Annotated in this window: 16 protein-coding genes; all 16 read right to left on the reverse strand. The window is 49.7% G+C overall.

Annotated elements, in window-relative coordinates; translation table 11 throughout:
- Positions 1–7: 7 nt before the first annotated feature.
- Positions 8–892 carry a carbohydrate ABC transporter permease gene (locus tag MKY74_RS23140; RefSeq protein ID WP_076164514.1) on the reverse strand — a complete coding sequence of 295 codons (885 nt, stop codon included), beginning with the start codon at positions 890–892 and terminating at the stop codon, positions 8–10.
- A 16-nt stretch (positions 893–908) separates the two neighbouring features.
- Positions 909–1,805 (reverse strand): ABC transporter permease, encoded by an 897-nt coding sequence (locus MKY74_RS23145; protein WP_076164511.1) that lies wholly within the window; start codon positions 1,803–1,805, stop codon positions 909–911.
- Between the two features lie 23 nt (positions 1,806–1,828).
- Positions 1,829–3,493: an extracellular solute-binding protein gene (locus MKY74_RS23150; protein ID WP_076164508.1), complete on the reverse strand. Its 1,665-nt coding sequence runs from the start codon at positions 3,491–3,493 to the stop codon at positions 1,829–1,831.
- A 212-nt stretch (positions 3,494–3,705) separates the two neighbouring features.
- Complete coding sequence (locus tag MKY74_RS23155; RefSeq protein WP_076164506.1) at positions 3,706–5,391, reverse strand: response regulator; 1,686 nt, start codon at positions 5,389–5,391, stop codon at positions 3,706–3,708.
- Positions 5,388–7,142, reverse strand: coding sequence for a sensor histidine kinase (locus tag MKY74_RS23160; protein ID WP_076164503.1), 1,755 nt, complete (start codon positions 7,140–7,142; stop codon positions 5,388–5,390). The genes MKY74_RS23155 and MKY74_RS23160 overlap by 4 nt, the downstream gene beginning before the upstream one ends.
- A 334-nt stretch (positions 7,143–7,476) precedes the next feature.
- Complete coding sequence (locus tag MKY74_RS23165; protein WP_076164501.1) at positions 7,477–7,803, reverse strand: AzlD domain-containing protein; 327 nt, start codon at positions 7,801–7,803, stop codon at positions 7,477–7,479.
- Complete coding sequence (locus MKY74_RS23170) at positions 7,794–8,525, reverse strand: AzlC family ABC transporter permease (RefSeq protein WP_076164499.1); 732 nt, start codon at positions 8,523–8,525, stop codon at positions 7,794–7,796. Before MKY74_RS23170 ends, MKY74_RS23165 begins: the two co-directional genes overlap by 10 nt.
- A 302-nt stretch (positions 8,526–8,827) precedes the next feature.
- Positions 8,828–9,244: a RidA family protein gene (locus MKY74_RS23175; protein WP_076164497.1), complete on the reverse strand. Its 417-nt coding sequence runs from the start codon at positions 9,242–9,244 to the stop codon at positions 8,828–8,830.
- A 74-nt stretch (positions 9,245–9,318) separates the two neighbouring features.
- Positions 9,319–10,290 carry a helix-turn-helix transcriptional regulator gene (locus MKY74_RS23180; RefSeq protein WP_076164495.1) on the reverse strand — a complete coding sequence of 324 codons (972 nt, stop codon included), beginning with the start codon at positions 10,288–10,290 and terminating at the stop codon, positions 9,319–9,321.
- 166 nt (positions 10,291–10,456) lie between these two features.
- A complete protein-coding gene (locus MKY74_RS23185; protein ID WP_076164492.1) occupies positions 10,457–10,753 on the reverse strand; it encodes a putative quinol monooxygenase in 297 nt (98 codons plus the stop codon).
- A 204-nt stretch (positions 10,754–10,957) separates the two neighbouring features.
- On the reverse strand, positions 10,958–11,842 hold the full coding sequence (locus tag MKY74_RS23190) for a DUF1963 domain-containing protein (RefSeq protein ID WP_244169120.1): 885 nt from the start codon (positions 11,840–11,842) through the stop codon (positions 10,958–10,960).
- Between the two features lie 74 nt (positions 11,843–11,916).
- Positions 11,917–14,172, reverse strand: coding sequence for an ATP-binding cassette domain-containing protein (locus MKY74_RS23195; protein ID WP_076164488.1), 2,256 nt, complete (start codon positions 14,170–14,172; stop codon positions 11,917–11,919).
- 168 nt (positions 14,173–14,340) lie between these two features.
- On the reverse strand, positions 14,341–15,321 hold the full coding sequence (locus MKY74_RS23200; RefSeq protein WP_076164485.1) for an aldo/keto reductase: 981 nt from the start codon (positions 15,319–15,321) through the stop codon (positions 14,341–14,343).
- A 212-nt stretch (positions 15,322–15,533) separates the two neighbouring features.
- The gene (locus tag MKY74_RS23205) at positions 15,534–16,400 is read right to left on the reverse strand and encodes a phosphosulfolactate synthase (protein WP_076164482.1); all 867 of its coding nucleotides are present in this window, start codon (positions 16,398–16,400) and stop codon (positions 15,534–15,536) included.
- A gap of 167 nt (positions 16,401–16,567) precedes the next feature.
- A complete protein-coding gene (locus tag MKY74_RS23210) occupies positions 16,568–17,410 on the reverse strand; it encodes a formylglycine-generating enzyme family protein (protein WP_076164480.1) in 843 nt (280 codons plus the stop codon).
- Positions 17,411–17,568: 158 nt separating this feature from the next.
- A complete protein-coding gene (locus MKY74_RS23215) occupies positions 17,569–18,207 on the reverse strand; it encodes a glycoside hydrolase family 11 protein (RefSeq protein WP_076164478.1) in 639 nt (212 codons plus the stop codon).
- Positions 18,208–18,516 lie beyond the last annotated feature (309 nt).

An 18,516-nucleotide genomic window follows, 5' to 3' on the forward strand; every position in this document is an offset into this window, starting at 1 on the left:
TGTTTCGTCATCCTTTCACGCTGCCCATAACTATCCCTTTAATAAAGAAGCGCTGCAGGAACGGGTACACCAGAATGATCGGCAGTGCCCCGAGAAAAATCTGGGCCGTTTTCACCGTTTGCTCCGATAAATCCTGAAGCAGCGACAAATCGGTTGAAGTCAGCATCGTGAGGTCCTGGCCAACAATAATAGTTCTCAAATAGCTCTGGAGCGGGTAATTTTCCGGTGAATTCATCAAGATGAGACCGTCAAACCAGCTGTTCCAATGGCTGACAATTGTGAACAGCCCGATCGTCGCCAGCGCCGGCAAAGACAGCGGCGCATAAATGCGCCAAAGCGTCGTCCAATGGCCGGCTCCGTCCATAAAGGCGGACTCCTCCAGTTCCTTGGGCAGCCCCCGGTAAAAATTCAGCAGCAGGATCACATTAAAAACCGGAACCGCCCCCGGTAATACGAGCGCCCAAATCGAATCGAGCATCCCCAGAGACTTTATCGTCATATACCAGGGGATGAGGCCGCCGTTGAACAGCATCGTCAGGACGAGCAGCCACGCGTACATCGTTCTCCATTTGAATTTCGATTTCTCTTTTGCCAGCGGATATGCGGTCAGAATGGTGAGAAACATGCTGATGGATACGCCTAGCACGACACGTTTCAACGTAATCCATAACGCAGTTAGAAATTCGGGCTTTTTCAATACGTATTCGTAAGCGTTCGGCGTAAATTGAACCGGCCATAATTTGACCAATCCGCCCATCGCCGCTGCACTGGAGCTAAATGATACTGAAAGCACGTGAACAAGCGGCAGCAGGCACAGGACGGAGATAGCGAGAAGAAACGTGTAATTGAAAGCCACAAACAAGGTGCGGCCGATCCCCCGTTTTTGAACCATGAAGTCCCCTCCTCCGTCAAAAGATCCGGTATCCGGCAAACCGGTAAGCCAACAGGTATGATGAAGAGATCAGCACAAGGGACACCACAGATTTGAATAAGCCTACGGCCGTCGCCACGCTGTATTGTGCATCGATCAATCCGATCCGGTATACGAACGTGTCGATGATATCCCCGCTTTCATACACCTGCGGACTGTACAGATTGAACACCTGGTCGAATCCGGCATTCAGCACATTTCCCAGACTTAGCGTGGTCATCAGGACGACGACCGGCAAAATACCGGGGATCGTTATGTTCAGTGTCTGCCGCCAACGGCTTGCACCGTCGATCTCTGCCGCTTCGTACAGCGACTGATCAATTCCGGTAAGCGCTGCCAAATATACAATCGTACCGAAGCCAAAATCCTTCCACGTATCCGTGGCAACCAGCACATACGGAAACCAGTGATTGTCGCCCAGAAAATAAACCGGGTCCATTCCAAACCATCCGAGAAACTGATTGAGAATCCCCTTCAGCGACAACACATCGATCAAAACGCCTCCCAAGATGACCCATGACAAAAAGTGGGGCAAATAGATCAGTGTCTGGATCATCCGCTTGATCCTCTCTCTCGCCATCTCATTCAGAAGGAGCGCCACCGTGATCGGAACCACAAGGCCTGCGATAATTTTCATGACGGCAATAAAGATCGTGTTGAATACGATTTGGGAGATGCCGGGAAGATGATACACATAGAGAAAATTGTCTAAGCCGACCCAATCCGAGCCGAAAAAGCCCTTATTCGGGTAAAATTTCTGAAAAGCGATGACGATGCCTACCATCGGCCAATAGCTGAACACGGCAAGGAGGACAAGCGCCGGCAGAAGCATAAAGTGAAGCGGCAGTTCATGCCTCCATTTCTTGAATGTCATTTCATCGCCTGCCCTTCTCTGATTTACTTGACCGATTTGGCCCACTCGTTAACCTCATTTGTCATATCGGTTCCGCCAAGCTTTTTCCAATCCTCGACAAATTTATCGAACGTACTGATCGGTTCGCCCATAATAATCTTGGTAAATGTCTCCAGTTCCATTTTATCCAGCGTCGCTTTCTTGTCCCCCATGCTCTTGGTCGGTGCTCCGAAAAACTCGTTCATGAGCGGCAGGTTTTCCTTTTGATATTGGTTGATGACCGCGAATGAGCTGGACTCGCCGAACACCCTCGCCTGATTCCATTGCTTATTGTCACCGTTATTAAATTGCTTGATCTTCTCATAAGTCGTCAGTTGTTCTCCGTTCAGCTTGGATGTGTCCCCGGTTTTTAAGCTCTCGATGACAGACAGGTGTACATCCAGGTTTTTCGTTGGAGACCAGGCATTGAACGGCGCATGCTTAAACAGCTCGATGCCATCCGGGGAACTGAAGAAGTGGCTGAAATCCGCCTTCTCGCCCCAACCCTTTTCGATAAACAAGTTGACCATCTGCATGACCGCTTCGGGATTTTTGGCGCCTTTTTTGACTGCATAATACGCGAATACCGGATTTCCGACTTGGGGCCTTGCCGGATCGGAATCAACGGAGACGATTTTATAGGCCTCCCACTCCATCTGCGGATCCAGGTCTTTACCTTTCTGGAGCGGATTGATCGGGTTCCACATCGCTCCGTAATACAGCCCGATTTTTCCTGCAACCGCATCCTCGCCCGTCTTGTTTCCGTCCTTCACGCCAAACTCCTTATCCAGCAGCCCCGCTTTGTACATTTCCTGCAGCTTCAGCAGCGTCTCCCTTGTCTCAGGAAGGATGGAACCATAGACTAAGCTGCCGGAACTATCCTTAATCCACGCTCCGGGATAAGCGTGAAAACCGTTAAAGAAGCCGCCCAGACCCATGATACCGCCGCCGACAATGCCCTTGTTGATCCCCAGTCCGAAGGTGTCGTTTTTTCCGTTTCCATCAGGATCCTGCTTGGCAAAGGCCTCTGCGATTGTATAGACGTCATCCATCGTTTTCGGCTCCGGCAGCTTCAGCTTCTTGAGCCAGTCGGTCCGTACCCAAAGGACGTTCGCTCCATCAATGGAGGAGTTCGTATTCGGAATGGCCATCAGCTTACCATCAAATTTAGCGGAATCGAGCTGTGCACCATCCATAAATTGTTTGGCCAGCGGAGTTGCATACTTTTCATAAACACTCGACAAATCTTCGATCATATCGGCGTCTACCAATTGTTTGAGCTGATTTGCGTTAACCGGAATAATGTCGGGAAGATCTCCTGATGCAATCATGACGTTCATTTTCTGGGTCGCATCATCACCGCTGGTAGCGATCCATTTAAATTTCAGATTGATGCCAAGTTCGTCCTTATAGGCACGGGTCCACTCGTTATTCTCAAGGGTATCGCTGCCGGCAAACTTTACCGAAGCATCCGCGGTTCTCACCGTAGTCACTTCGATTGGCGACGTGTACTTGCTGAGCGGCCCTGCAGAAGCTGCTGTGGAAGCAGCCTTATCCGAGCCGGCATCTGGCTTGGTATCCGAAGATTCGTTTGTGGAAGACCCGCAGGCCGATACGACAATCATCGAGCTGACCGCGAGAAGCGCCAGCATAGCTTTGACTGACTTCATGAGTACCCTCCCATTTCTGTTATCGCTTTTCAGCCCTCGTGATCCACGGGTAACCACTTGCCGAGCTCTGGACAAGCGGCCTGTCGACCGGTGATTCTAGGCCTTACCCATATTATAAAGTGACGTATTTAGCCATCCCATAATAAGAATTGCACATTACTTGCTCGAATTGCACGACATGGAGCACTGCTGCGAAACACCAGCTGCATCATTTATTTAAATCTGGTCGGCTGGTGCTTTTCTCTGAACTCCTGGGGCGTACTGCCCGTTTTCTTTTTAAAAATCCGCGTAAAATAGGCAGGGGATTCAAACCCTACTTTTTTGCAGATTTCATGCATCTTCAGATGGGATTCGACGACCAGTTCTTTTGCTTTTTTGATCCGTTCGTCGGTGATATAATCAGGCAAATTCACGCCGGTCATTTGTTTGTACAATCTCGACATATAATAGGGATTCAGATGTACAAGATCCGAGAGCGTCGTCAGGGACAAGTCGGAGTCCAGATGTTCTTCCACATAGCGGTTCAACCTGGATACCACTTGATTCGTAAACTCCTTTTTCTCATCATCACGCGCTTCGATCAGCCGCAGCGCCGCATGAATTAAATAATGGAATGCGTCTTTTCTGGTCGCGTGCAGCTGATAATGAGACACCCGGTCCATCTCTACTTCCTCTAGCGCCGCATGATCCACAGCCCACCGATTCAATTGAGTCAACAGATGCGAAGCGATGGCGTAGTAAATTTCGAGAAAAAAACCAACATCCTCGTAAAACGGGTCCATCATATCGGACAGTAAGGAAAGCAGCTTATACATTTCCTGCTTCTCATCTTCGGAGACATAGTCGTTCCCCGACCATTTTCGAATCAATTGACGTATCGTTTGCTTCTGAATTTCGCTTTCATCCACCGAAAAATCTCCCGATTGCTGGCCTTCGATCAGGATGGTCTCCTGGCCGATTCCCAGCCCACGGCTTAGGCCTGCGCGCAGCTTCTGATATCGGGCCGGGATTTCTCTCCATTCCACCCCTTCTTTTGCAGCCGCAAGCGAAAGAGGAATCTTCAACAGCTCCAGGCTCGTCGACTGGATCATTTCCAGGGTGCCATGAACAAACCTGATCGTTCGGGACCACTCATCCTCAGGGGCTGCTGCATGAGTTGAACCCCATTCCAACAGCACTTTAGGCTGGATCAGCCAGAAAAAGCGGTTATGCTCTACATCGACGGATTGAAGCGCACAGGAAGACAGGTATTCCTTCGCAATATTATGGATGGCAAACATCATATGCGCTTTATCCGCAGCTTTTGTCATTTGAATAGGCCAGCGGTCGACCCTCCCCATCACCAGCATGACCTTCCCGTCAAGCGTAAGCGGTATGGATAGACTCTTCAGCAGCTCGGGCTTCAGCGATTTCAGCGGCTGGGTTCCTTCGCAAAATCCTTGAAGAATTTCTCTCTGCAGCGCCGGTACGGCTAGCTGAAACTGCTCCGAAGCTTTATCGAGAAATCCGGCATTCATTCGTTCGGTTTGCAGCAGCTCGATCGCCTTTCGGACGCTGCGCAGCAGCGTTTCGTCGCTTTCGGTCTTGAGAATGTAATCCATACACTGATTACGAATGGCCGTCTGCGCGTAATTGAAATCCGGGTGCCCGGTCAAAAAAATGATTTTGCAGGCCGGCCATCTCTCGTTGATATGCTCCTGCAGCTCAAGGCCGGTCATCCCGGGCATCCATATATCCGACAGCACGATGTCAAACCGGATCGCATTCAGCTTCTCCAAGGCTTCATCTCCGCCATAAGCGCGGTGCAGATCCAATTGCAGTTCTTCTTCCTCCTGCAGAAGACGATAGATTCCGTCAACGATAATGGGTTCGTCATCAACGATCAGCAAACGATTCATATTCTGTCCTCACCCTCCGAAGGAATTGTCATTTCGACCCTTAACCCGCCCAGCTTGCCTCTTGACATCCGGAGACCATAGCGATCACCGAATTTGATTTGAATTCTTCGATGGACATTGACCAGTCCTGTCGTCTCAAGCGGGGGTTGTTCCGACCCAAGCTTGGACTGCAGCTCTCTTAAACGTTCATCCGTCAATTCGTCCCCATTATCCTCCACAGCGATCACAATGCAATTGGCGGCGTCTTCAAAGGTGATTTCGATCATGCCGTCCTTCTTTTTGTTCATTAGCCCATGGTTATACACATTTTCGACGATCGGTTGAAGAATCAGTCTTGGAACTTCCCGCTTCTTGTAAGCAGACGGCAGCTCACCCAGCTGTACGGAAATACGGTTCGAAAACCGGAACGATTGAATATCGACATACGTCTTGACAAACATCCATTCCGCCTCGAGCGTCACTTCCCCGTCGCCGTCGCGCGTGACGAATTGGAAGTATTGCCCCAAGTATTGAGCGAACGTAGTCACACCTTCGTAATCCTCGTTTTTGGCAATGCGTGAGAGCGTAAAGAAACTGTTGTATAAAAAGTGGGGGTTAATCTGCGACTGCAGCTGCCGGAACTCCGACACCTTTGCCCGGTATTTCTGCTCGTACACTTCGTGAATCAACACGCGGATATGTTCCAGCATCGCATTGAATTGAATGTAAAGGTATGAAAATTCATCCTTGAAGCGGTAGGAAACTACGTGGTTGAAATTCCCGTGTTCGACCGAACGAAACGCCTTCACCAATGTCCGCAATGGCTGATGTATCAATCGGTAAATGATATAGGAAAAATACGCAATGATAAAAATCGAAATGATGGAAAAAAGGCGAAACCAGAACCGGTAGGTATTCAAAGGTCCCAGTACGCTGTCCTGAGGCAAATAGGTAAGAAGGACAGCATTCATGGTCGAGGAGTGCTCATAACTGATAAAATAGACTTTCGATCCGATTTCAATCGACTCCACCCCTTTCTTGGACCCGGAGCTGATTTTACCCGTAACCCAATCACGCAAGCCCGTTTCCGTCTCAGGACGATGCAGGCTCGAGAGGCTCCATTGGTTGCGGTCGTCGATCAGCAGGGCGCCGCCTTGAGCGTTGTCAATCATGTCACCCAGCGCCTTGACGATCTCCTTTTGATCAATTTCTATATCGACGAGATAAGAGGGTTCTTCTTCGGACAGAATGTTTTCGGGGTAAGGCATACTGATAAACAAGCGGTTTTTCCAGGCGATAAACGGCGAATACCCGCGTTGTTCCGATGTGCTCAGCACGTTGAATTCATCCTTGGGGATGATATCCACACCACTGTTGGATGAGATGGTCCGATCCAGCATCGAAATATGAATGCTTGCATTGGTGATGTAACTGCTGGATGCCTTCAGGAGCAGCATCTGCTTCTGTAGGCGCAGCATCGCCTTCGTGCGCTCGTAATCCGGCATGATCGAGGCAGCCACGCTGAGCTTACCGATATCATCGTCCGTAATATACTCTCTGCCGAGCTTGATCGTTTTACTGAAGTCCTGGTCCAGCGAAGCCAAGTAAAAATGTACTTTAGCCAGCATGGAGCTGGAGATTTCCTCCTTGACGGAGTTCTGCCCGACCCGGTTCATCTGGGCGCTGACTGCATAGAGAGGAGCCACGATAAACAGAAAAGTAAGCACCAGCCTCAAATAAATGCTCAGTTTGGGACGTTTGATCAACGACATGGGCACCCCCGCTTTTCAGCTTGTCCGCCATGGACAATGATGGTAAGGATCTCAACATTCATTCTATCGCCGCAGGAATATTTAGAAAAGATAAAGAAACATCCGCCGGCTGTATACCAGCTGATGGATGTCGGAGGTTGTTTTATTGCAATCCAAGACTTGCGCCTTCATTGTAAATTGTGTTCCAGAAAATCACCATAATAATAATTCGTGTTCTGTTGTCCGATTTGGAGTTCTTTCCGGATATACGCCAAATGACCATGAAAAAGACTGCCGGTAAATGAAAATCACCGACAGTCTTATCCTTTGAGCAGTTCCGTTCCCCGTCATCCGCTTACAGTACAAACCGGAGTACCATTAAGGAAAGAATGCCCACCACTACCGTTCCTAATAAGCTTCGCGTCAGGATCGCCGTCGCAAAGGTAGGGATGGCAGCCAAAATTTCAACGTAATGCTGTAAAATATGGACCTTTCCGTCTGTCGTGAACAGCTCCTGCGCGATTAATGCCGCCATAACGGCAACAGGTACGTAATTGAGCCAGCGCATGGTCCACTCAGGCAACTGCATACGGCTCAGCAACACGAGCGGAAGAACGCGCGGAAGAAGCGTGACGACGGAGGCGCCCATGATCGCCAGCAGGATGTGCCATCTTATTTCCATTTTTCCACCACCATTCCAATGGCAGCCGCCACGATGGTTGCTATAATAACGGCCACACTCCCGGATACAAAGGAGCCCGCTCCGAGCACGATCAGAACCGCGCAGACGGCTACGATGAGATCTTTCCGGATGATCTTTCTGCTGATCATCTGGAGGACAAGCAGTCCGATAAACATGGCGGTCAGTGCAAAATCAAGTCCGTATTTCTCAGGATCGGTAATCCACTTCCCGAAAAACGCTCCCGCAATGGTGGCGATGATCCAATTCAAATATGCGGTAATATTGAGGCCGTGCATCCATTTTTCACTGAGTGAGCTGCGATTCATCGCCTTATTCATGGCGACCCCGAAGGTTTCGTCTGTAAGCAGCACGCCGACGAACATCGTCTTGAATGCGGACAGGTGGCGGAAATAAGGCGACATCGCTGCGCTGAGCAGCAGGTGGCGCAAATTGACGATGAATACCGTTAGAATGATGGCTGCCGCCGACCCATGCGCCGCAATCATGCCCGCCATAATAAATTGTGCCGAGCCGGCATAAATCAGGGTGGACATCAAGGTAATTTCGAGGACGGATAAACCGGAGGTTTTGCCTACAACACCTGCGGCGAATCCAATGCTTAAGTAACCCAGCAGCGTGGGGATGCAGTCTCTGATCCCCTGCAGCAAGCTGTCTTCTTTCACTTCGATTTCTTGTTGATGATGTTGAACATTCTCTGACACGTCTTTTATCCTCAATTCTTTACTGTGATGTTCGTTGTTGAGCCGGAAAATAAAATAACGATACGTCTCTAAGTGTGGTCACAGCCCGGTCAATTCGTGCGTTATACCATCCTTTTTGTACATTATAACACACAATATATCGGGTGCGGTGTATTAAACTTGGATGGAGTTGAGATAATTTCAGATTCCATTCGGGCTTTCCTGCCCCTCTTCTATTGATCCTGTAACCCAAGCAAAATCAAAAAAACGGCCCCCCTTCGTACCCAGTACGAAATGGAGCCGGAGTCTGATTGATCCGCTGCTTAATCGTTATCTTCAATGACGGCAATCCCATCGATTTCAAGGAGAACGGATGGGCGGGCAAATTCCGAAACAAATAGAACCGTGACCAGAGGAGGATGTTCTAATTCACCCGCTATCTCCAGAAAAGCCTTGTAGCCAACTCGGGGATCGCTGCCGCTGACTAAATAAATATTGAGTTTAACCAAATTGGCGAAACTTGCATGTTCAGATGCTAGAATCGTTGCGATATTATGCAGCGCCTGCTTGGTCTGTACTTCCAAATCACCGGGGCCGACGAGTTCGCCTGACGCATTAACGGCATTTTGCCCACCGATATAAATCGTCTTTGCCTTTCCGCTTACTGTAATCGCCTGACTGAATGCTTTGGATTGGAATAACCCCTCCGGGTTTTTATGCTCCATTCTGAATGTAGACATTCATCTTCCTCCTTTAAGATTCATGTTTTACATTCATTATAGGCATCTTCACTGACAGCCCCCGTCAGTGAAGCTCAATTTTCATCATCCGCATACAGTTCGGCGATTTGACTGGCCATTGCTTTGATTTGATTTTTCAACGCGATCGGCTCCAACACCCGGATGCTTGTTCCAAAGGTAAGCAGATATCTCGGAAGATATTTGTCAATCGTTGGGGTGTCGATGAGGAACCGCGCTTCGGCGTCGGTACGTTCCGTCAAATAGTGATGCATATGCCAGTGGCTGCATATCGCATCCAGACTCCTCGTATCTCCTTCAATTCGGATTAACACCATCGGTCCTTCCGCTTCTCGCTCCTTGTGCGATTGTTCGCGGAAATAATCCTCAGTCGAGAAGTTCTCCGGCATGGTGAAAAAGGCTTCCGTCCGGAATACACTCTCGACCCGGTCCACACGGAAAGTCCGAATTTCGGAAGATTGGTGGCAGAATGCGATGAGATACCATTCGTTTCTGCGTAAGGTCAACCCATAGGGATCGATACTCCGCTCTTTGGCCGAATCGGAGTTTTCTTTACGGTAAGCGATGAGAAGCGTCTGTCCGTCCAAAATGGCCTGCTCCAACTGCCGGAGCATAGGAACAATACCTGGATGGGACGCGGAAGAGATTACACTGAAGCCGCTCGTCAGACGCTGCAGATCCAGCATTTGTTCTTCATTCAAACTGTGTTCGATTTTTTCCAGGGCTTGCTCGAGTTCATCCGTATACGGATACCCGACCCCCTTCGCAAACTTCGATGCGTCTACGATCGCCTTGAGTTCTACCGACCGAAAAAATAAAGGCGTTTCCCTGAAGGTCTCCAATATATAGAACCCTCCGTCATGCCCTGAATCAGCAACAATCGGAACGCCACTGGCGCTTAATGCATCGATATAGCGGTAAACCGTCCGGACGCTGATCTCCAATTGATCCGCTATTTGCGCGGCGGTCAGCTTTTTTCTGGATTTAAGCATCCAAAGGATGGACAGCATATTATCCCATTTTGCCAAGATGAGGTACTCCTTCCAAACCGTATTCTTCCAAAAGTATACCGTTGAAATGAGTGCGGAGGAAGTCTCTTTGTAAGGAATTGCCGCTGAATGACATTTTAACAGATAACAAAAAATCCCCAACCTCCACATTGGGGAGGTTAGGGATTGATTCACTTCACTTTCGTTAAGCCTGCACAGGCTCGCCCTGAAAAACTTTCAACTCCATTGGAGAAGCCAGTAGCGTTTTGGCCGTCTGTACGAATGCCTGGAAATGGTCGCTGCTGTTGTGCGCCTGAACGGCTCCAAAATCCTTCCAAATCTCCACCATTGTATAATAGTGTTCTTGCTCCACGGATTTGAACAATTCATAGCTGATATTCCCCTCTTCCGCTCTGGTAGCAGCAAGCAGGCTATTGGCTTCCTTCAAAAAGCGTTCCTCTTGCTCCGGCAAGATGTCAAGTTTGGCATGAACGATGATCATGATGTGTACTTCCTTCCTTGATGTTTTATAGTGCCTATTCAGTATTGGCTTATATTATTACTGCAATCGGGTAAGCATATCCTCTAAATTTGCTATTTCCCAATCGTTAAAATCTTTAGGCATCGACTTGCGCAGCCTTCTGCAGGCAGGATTTGGTCATTTCTTTCGAATTTCAATGCTTTATTCTACTCGAACCGCTGCCCCCTAACTCGAATAAAGGGAGCAGTATGTACGATCAAAATTGCCGGCAAGCAAATCTTCCTTCCGGATGAAAAACTGCAGTTCGCCGGCATCCCACCAGCAAAAACCTACATCATCGTCCGAATCTAGTGCCAACAGCAACAGGGTATCCCTGATTTCCTGCTGTGCCCGATCCGAATCACCGTTCAGGTGCCGGGTGATCTGCTTCAGCGCCTCCGTTTCGGAATAGTTGTATTTTTCGCCGGTCAACAGCTTCAGTGCCGCTTCGTATTCGCAATCGCCATGCTGGGTTCCGGGATAGCCGAACATCGTCGCCAGGTCAATAGAGCTGTATCCGGTCAGCTCGAAGCAAAGCTCCTCGTAATGCTCGTAATCATGCTCATCGTCTTCCACCTGTTCGTAATCCACATAACCGTAATTAGGCGGCTCCAGAGTGGACCTTGCCGACACCTGATAACCCGTAAATGCATCTTCGAGTGCCGTCACTTCCGGTGCATGCCGCCGCTGCGCTGCTTGAAGCTGCTCCTCCTGCAAATAGAGCACTTTATGCTCAATGTCATAAGCCGGTTCATCGATTCCAATGAAAAAATAAAGCGCGCCGTTTGCCGGAAGTCGGGAAGCTTCGTCATCATCAATCAGCTCACGCAGCCTAAGCTGGGCAAGGAACGTCATGGGAGTCCCCTTTGAATCCACAGGCCATTCCACATCAGCCGGGAGATCCGGATCACCACCGATCCTGGAACATCCCGCTGCCTTGTAATCTTCTACCCTACTTTTACTCAAACGAATGCCTTGGCGAACGGTCTCCATTAGATAATCCAATGCATGCCCGAATTGCTGTTCATGGATGACCCGCTTTAGTTTATTTTCGTTGTTCTCACTTAACACCGATTGCCACCTCCTCATTGCTGTGATGTTATTTAGATACCCTATGATCAAGCCGTCGTTTGTTTATTGGATGGTTACCTCAAGTATTTTCCCGTGATCGACTGCTCCGCATGGATAATCTCTTGCGGCGTGCCTTCGAACACCACCTGTCCGCCCTTGCTGCCTCCGTCCGGCCCCATATCGATAATCCAGTCCGCTTGGCTGATCACTTCCAGGTTATGCTCAATGACGATCACCGTATTTCCGGTATCCACCAGGCGGTTCATGATCCCAAGCAGGTGGCCGATATCCGACATATGCAGGCCGGTCGTCGGCTCGTCCATCACGTAGATGCTGCCTTTCTTGTGCAGCTCGCTAGCCAGCTTGATACGCTGGCATTCCCCGCCAGATAGCGTGCTGAGCGGCTGGCCGAGGGTGATGTAGTTCAGTCCCACATCGCTCATGGCCTGGAGCTTGCGGACGACCTCTTTGATCTGGAAAAATTCCAAAGCCTGCTCGACCGTCATCTCCAGCACTTCGGCTATGGACTTGCCATTCAGCTTGTATTCGAGCACTTCTTCCTTAAACCGTTTCCCTCCGCAGACTTCGCATGGCAGCTTCACGCTATCGAAGAACGATAGATCCAAGTACACGACGCCCAGCCCTTGGCAATTCTCGCAGGCCCCCTTGGAGTTAAAGCTGAATAAGCTTGGACTCACCTTGTTCGCGGAAGCAAATGCCTTGCGCACATCATCCAGTATGCCCGTATAGGTCGCAGGGTTTGAGCGTGTCGACACGCCGATCGCCGATTGGTCGATGACGATGGCGTCCGGATGCTGACTGAGGAATACGTCGTTAATAAGGGTACTTTTCCCAGAGCCGGCGACGCCGGTTATAACATTCAGAACCCCGGTTGGTATATCGACATTTACGTTCTGCAAGTTATGCGGATTGGCATTCCGGATGGACAGCTTGCCGGATGGCTGCCTGCAGTCTTGCTTGAGCTGGAGCTGACGCTTCATATGAGTACCCGTCAATGTGCCGGATTCCAACAGACCGGGGTAACTTCCTTCATAGACGATGGTTCCTCCGCGGCTGCCGGCATGTGGACCTACGTCGACGATATGATCCGCTACTTTGATGACATCGGGATCATGCTCAACTACCAGGACGGTGTTGCCTTTGTCGCGCAGCTTCTGAAGCAGTTCATTTAACCGGTGCACATCGCGAGGATGAAGTCCGACACTGGGCTCATCGAAAATATAAGTGACATCCACCAAGCTCCCGCTCAAGTGCTTCACCATTTTGACGCGCTGCGACTCTCCACCGGATAAGGTATCTGTCTCACGGTCCAGCGTCAAGTAATCAAGGCCGATATCCACCAGATGCTGCAGCCGTTCCGTCAGCGACTTGACCATCGGCGCCGCCGCGGCATCGTCAATCTCGCGAATTACGCGAATGAGATGCCCGACTTCCATGGAAGACAGCTCCGCAATGTTGTGTCCATTAATTTTGCAGCCCAGCGCCGCTTGACTAAGCCTTGCGCCGTGACAGCTGGAGCAGGGCCCCTCGGTCATGAACGGAGCGACGGTCTGCTGCGTGCGTTCGGACTTCGTTTTCACGTCCTGTTTGATGTATTTGTTGGTGAACTTCTCAATGATGCCTTCGACGGTAATATTGGTTGCCTTACCGGCGAAATCCATTTTCACTTTCCTTGCCTTGCCATACAGCAGCAGATCCAAGTCTTCATCCGAATAGTCGCTGAGCTTCTTATCCGGATCAAAGGAACCCGACTGGATGAGCATGTTCCATTCCCATCCGTCCACCGTATATCCCGGCAGCATAATGGCCCCTTCCCGGAGCGACTTGGACATATCCACCGCTTTGCTCATGTCGATGCCGAGGCTGCGGCCAATTCCGTTACATTCGGGACACATGCCTTGCGGATCGTTAAACGAGAACATGTTCGCTCCTCCGACATAAGGCTGACCCACTCTGGAGAAAAGCAGCCGGAGTATGGGTGAAATATCGGTAATGGTTCCCATTGTGGAGTGGGAACCTCCGCCCAGCCGCTTCTGATCGACTATGACAGCCATGCTCAGGTTTTCGATCGCATCCGCATCCGGCTGCGGATATTTGGGCAGGAACGTCCGTACAAACATGCTGAAATTCTCATTCAACAATCGCGTAGATTCTGCGGCAATCGTATCGAAAACGATCGATGACTTGCCTGATCCGGATACCCCGGTGAATATCGAAATTTTCCGTTTGGGTATTTGCAGGGAAACGTTTTTGAGATTGTTTTCCCTCGCAGCCGAGATGACGATATATTCCTGATTCGATTCGCTCATGGCTAACATCCTTCCGTTCGTGATCATTTCTATTTATTCCATTCGTATTGTACCATTCATTGCCCAAAGAAAGTCTATGAATCGTGCAAAAGGAGTCGTATTAAATGGAATAAATTGCTGATCCACACAAAAAAGACAGCTCAGCAAGTGAGCTGCCTTTTCTTTTTTTTACTGCGCTCCAACGACCGGATGCGGAACATACGGTTCTTCCAGAAATGCAATCTCTTCCGGAGATAATTTAACGGATAGTGCACCTACAGCATCTTCAACCTGGCCGATTTTCGTCGCCCCTATGATTGGAGCAGCTACCGATTCCTTTTGCAGCAGCCAGGCTAGCGCGATATGGATACGGGGTACACCGCGTTTCTCTGCAATCGAGGCTACTCGCTCTACGACCAGCCGGTCTACATCCGCCGTCGCATCGTACTTGGATTTTTGGACTTGATCGGTCTCCGATCTATGCGTCGTTTCCGACCAATCGCGGATCAGCCTTCCCGATGCTAATGGACTGTAAGGGGTCACCGCTATTTTTTGATCTTTGCACAGTGGCATCATCTCCCGTTCCTCTTCGCGATAAATGAGGTTCAGGTGATTTTGCATGGAGACAAAGCGCATCCAGCCATGCTTCTCTGCCGTATACAGCGCCTTTTGAAACTGCCACGCATACATGGCGGAAGCACCGATATATCTTGCCTTTCCGGCCTTCACTACATCATGCAGGGCTTCCATCGTTTCTTCAATCGGCGTGTTGTAATCCCAGCGGTGGATAATGTAAAGATCTACATAGTCGGTGCCTAGTCTTTTCAGGCTTTTATCGATTTCGCTCATAATCGCCTTCCGGGAGAGCCCCCCACCGTTGGGGCCAGGATGCATTCGCCCCCAGACCTTGGTAGCGAGGACAATCTCGTCCCGATTCGCATAATCCTTTAATGCGCGTCCAGTGATCTCTTCGCTGGTTCCCCCGGAATAGACATTCGCTGTATCAAAAAAGTTGATCCCGAGCTCCAGCGCCCTTTTAATGATCAGGCGGCTTTGCTCCTCATCAAGCACCCATTGATGCCCTCCCGGCTGCACTTCGCCGAAGCTCATACAACCAAGGCATATCCGCGAGACATCCATCCCCGTATTACCGAGCTTCATGTAATCCATAAATCAGGCCTCCGTTTCGGATTGTTATGTAAGCGCTAATCGTCGACTTCCATTATAATTCCCATGAACGAACTTGCAATTGTTAAATGTACGGGATTTGTTTCATACTGAACGGATTTGTCGAGATTGTTCATTATTTTTTATGGTCTTTATAGGATTTAGGGATGTCCTCACAAAAAAACAAGCCGCGATTTACGCGGCCGCAGCACTTTTTAAATCATATAACAAAATTCATCCGGCGTTTTCTCCTTGAGGCCGAATTCAAACGTGTCTTGGCGAAGTCCGCGCCGGAGTGTCTCGAGAGCCATGACTTCGGTCGGAGCGATATTTCCCAGGTGAACATTGGAGCCGAATTTGTGCAGGAGCATGGCCTGTTGGTTTTTAAGGGGCGCCTCCCAAATCAGTGTCCGGTGATCCGGAACGAATTTGAGGATGTCGTCCACCACATCTTCCCTGCATTCCCCGTGTTTATCGAAAATGCCGACACTGACCCCCGACTCGCGGGCTTCGACCGTTACATATTCGGCGCCTGCAGCCAGATCCAATTCCACAGTATCTGCAAGAATAGCGGCATCAATCAAGGAACCGGACAGCTTCTTTCCAAATTCGGAAAAGACCCGCAGTCCGCGCTTCTTTCCTTCCTGGATCAGCTCCGTGCGTTTTTGGCGTGACAGTTCAATCGTACCGTCGGATACTTCGAGCGCATTAAAACCAAGATTGCACACCGTATCAAAGAACGCAGGCACGATACCCTGCTGAACGGCAATTTCCAGCAAAGTGCCGCCTGTCATTACGGATATGCCGTGCTGTTTGGCAAGGTCGATTTTATACAGAAGCATATCCGTCCTATACAGCGGTGCCGTTCCAAATCCAAATTTGATGCAGTCGATGTAAGGTGAGGCGGTTTCGATCACATCTGCGAACGTATTTCTGCCGAGGCCTTTATCGATGACCATCGTCAATCCCCGGTCCGGATCCCGAGAGACGGCTGCATCTTTCTTTTCCTTGTCGGAATCGAAGCGTGTCCCGCTCGGGTCACGTAACTCCCTGGGCCACACCGCACGCATGGAGTTGTTCATGTTGGATCTCCCTCAATTCTTTTTGGTTTGTCGTTTGAATCCCATGACATGCATATCATATGCGGGAGACGCATGACACGTGCCCAGGTCCGAGTGATCTATTCCATGACGAATGCTTCGGAGAATTAGACGGTTGGCTCCTCAACAAAAAAAGAGGGCTTTCCCTCCTATTTCCCGCGGACGACACGAAAACCCTGATCGGGTCCGTACCCGTTGGGATCGAATTTGCCTCGAAATGAAACTTCAGTGTTGCTGATATCCCCGATCCAGCCGCCCCCCTTCACCACCCGGAAGGAACCGCCTTGACGAACCGTGCTGTCGCCATACCAGTCCCAGCACCATTCCCTTACATTGCCGGACATATCGTAAAGACCCAGCTCGTTGGATTTCCGGGTGCCGACCGGTTTTGTCCGGTTATGATTGCTCTCAATGACCGGCCAGTTCCAATCCCCTGATAAATATTTATCCCCGGCGTTTCTCCAATACCATGCGACATCCTCGGCTTTATTGCTTCCGCTGTATTTGAAACCTTTGCCCTCCAGACCTCCGCTTGCGGCATATTCCCACTCTGCTTCTGTAGGCAGCCGGTAACCGTTCGCGCCTTGATTGACCGTTACGGTCCATTTTATTTGATCGTTTTCGTTTATGTTGTTCGGATCTTTACGATCCTTGTCTATGTTGTAAAACGGTTTTAAGCCCTCCTGGATACTTCTTTTGTTGCAATACTCCACGGCGTCATACCAGCTTACCATCTCTACCGGCAGCTGATCGCCTTTGAATGCTGAGGGGTTGCCGCCCATGACGTTGGCCCACTCCGCTTGTGTAACCTCGTATTTGCCGATATAAAAGTCTGAAAGGGTCATGCTTGTTTCAGTATAGTTGGAGCCACTGCTCTTAAAAGTCCCGCCTTTAACGTACACCATATCTTCCTGCTTGCCCGTTTCTTCTTGTGAACAAGCGCTGGCCAAAAACATAGCTGCTAGTAAAATACAAACCCATAGCTTTCTCATAGGGATTTCTCCTTTAGGACGAATAGGAAAAAGACAGACCGCGGCGGACCGATGCCGGTATCCGTCAACGTCGAAGACCGTTCGTCTGATGGCAAACGGCCTTCAACATGTCTGGATTGATTAAAGTGTATAACTTATGAAAAGCAGCTTCATGCTGATTACCACACGGTTACGTTAGAGCTACCGCTGCTCTGGTATCCCTCCGTTGCCAATACCTGATAAGCCCAGCTGCTGCCTAAATTCATGCCTGCGTTCTTCCATGCGTTAACGTGATTGCTGAACGTGATGGAAGAATTGACCCCGGTCGCTCTTTTCGATTGCCGGACACTCCAGAACTGCTGGAAGGTTTGTGTGCCGTCAATGGATGGCGCGTTATACCGCATGGTCGTATAAATATCATAGGTGCCCCCGTCACTCGTCACCGTTCCTTTGTAGGTTCCGGTAGGCCGGTAAGTTCCCCAGCTGTCCACGACGTAATATTCAATGAGGGAGTTTCTCGTCCATCCATAGAGCGTCAAATATCCATTTCCGGACGGCGCCCAGACGCCGGCATTATAGTTAATCGTCCGGTTAGGCGATCCGGTATTCCAGCCCTTGCCGACAACGAAGTTCCCGGAATTTTGCCAGGTCACGCTGTAATTTCCGCCGGAACCGTTGACGGCATTCACCGTGCCCCCGCCATCGGTCCAATTTTGCCAATAGTCCGTCGTGGCTGCATTTGAGGTAGCTGCAAATAACCCAAGACTCATGGAAGCTGCAAGAACGACCGTTAACCATTTTTTACTCCGTTTCAACATAAACTGCCTCCTCATGTTTATTTTTGCACCTTACAACCGTCTGCCATTGGATTCTCTTGGCTCTGCTGTGCTCAACACGGCTAGTCCTTCTCTTTTTCCTTTCCTCCTTTCTGTGAAAATTATAAAATGACAGTGGTTACATAACACTTCGCAAATTAAACATGATATATAGATTTTCTTACAATTTTTAGAAACCAACGGACCATCCGGGAAAAATGGGCACAAAAAAATACCCATGGACCACGCTTTTTCAAGCTTTTGGGCCATGGGCAGGTTAATAGAGAATATTTTTGGTAACCCCTTGAATCT

This window comes from Paenibacillus sp. FSL R5-0378, assembly GCF_038009285.1.
Lineage (GTDB): Bacteria > Bacillota > Bacilli > Paenibacillales > Paenibacillaceae > Paenibacillus_AQ > Paenibacillus_AQ favisporus.

What these genes read in the sequence shown, in the direction of transcription:
- MKY74_RS23140 (WP_076164514.1), bottom strand. Translation starts at nt 892, where the DNA reads ATGGTTCAAAAACGGGGGATCGGCCGCACCTTGTTTGTGGCTTTCAAT.
- MKY74_RS23145 (WP_076164511.1), bottom strand. Translation starts at nt 1,805, where the DNA reads ATGACATTCAAGAAATGGAGGCATGAACTGCCGCTTCACTTTATGCTT.
- MKY74_RS23150 (WP_076164508.1), bottom strand. Translation starts at nt 3,493, where the DNA reads ATGAAGTCAGTCAAAGCTATGCTGGCGCTTCTCGCGGTCAGCTCGATG.
- MKY74_RS23155 (WP_076164506.1), bottom strand. Translation starts at nt 5,391, where the DNA reads ATGAATCGTTTGCTGATCGTTGATGACGAACCCATTATCGTTGACGGA.
- MKY74_RS23160 (WP_076164503.1), bottom strand. Translation starts at nt 7,142, where the DNA reads ATGTCGTTGATCAAACGTCCCAAACTGAGCATTTATTTGAGGCTGGTG.
- MKY74_RS23165 (WP_076164501.1), bottom strand. Translation starts at nt 7,803, where the DNA reads ATGGAAATAAGATGGCACATCCTGCTGGCGATCATGGGCGCCTCCGTC.
- MKY74_RS23175 (WP_076164497.1), bottom strand. Translation starts at nt 9,244, where the DNA reads ATGTCTACATTCAGAATGGAGCATAAAAACCCGGAGGGGTTATTCCAA.
- MKY74_RS23185 (WP_076164492.1), bottom strand. Translation starts at nt 10,753, where the DNA reads ATGATCATCGTTCATGCCAAACTTGACATCTTGCCGGAGCAAGAGGAA.
- MKY74_RS23195 (WP_076164488.1), bottom strand. Translation starts at nt 14,172, where the DNA reads ATGAGCGAATCGAATCAGGAATATATCGTCATCTCGGCTGCGAGGGAA.
- MKY74_RS23200 (WP_076164485.1), bottom strand. Translation starts at nt 15,321, where the DNA reads ATGGATTACATGAAGCTCGGTAATACGGGGATGGATGTCTCGCGGATA.
- MKY74_RS23205 (WP_076164482.1), bottom strand. Translation starts at nt 16,400, where the DNA reads ATGAACAACTCCATGCGTGCGGTGTGGCCCAGGGAGTTACGTGACCCG.
- MKY74_RS23210 (WP_076164480.1), bottom strand. Translation starts at nt 17,410, where the DNA reads ATGAGAAAGCTATGGGTTTGTATTTTACTAGCAGCTATGTTTTTGGCC.
- MKY74_RS23215 (WP_076164478.1), bottom strand. Translation starts at nt 18,207, where the DNA reads ATGTTGAAACGGAGTAAAAAATGGTTAACGGTCGTTCTTGCAGCTTCC.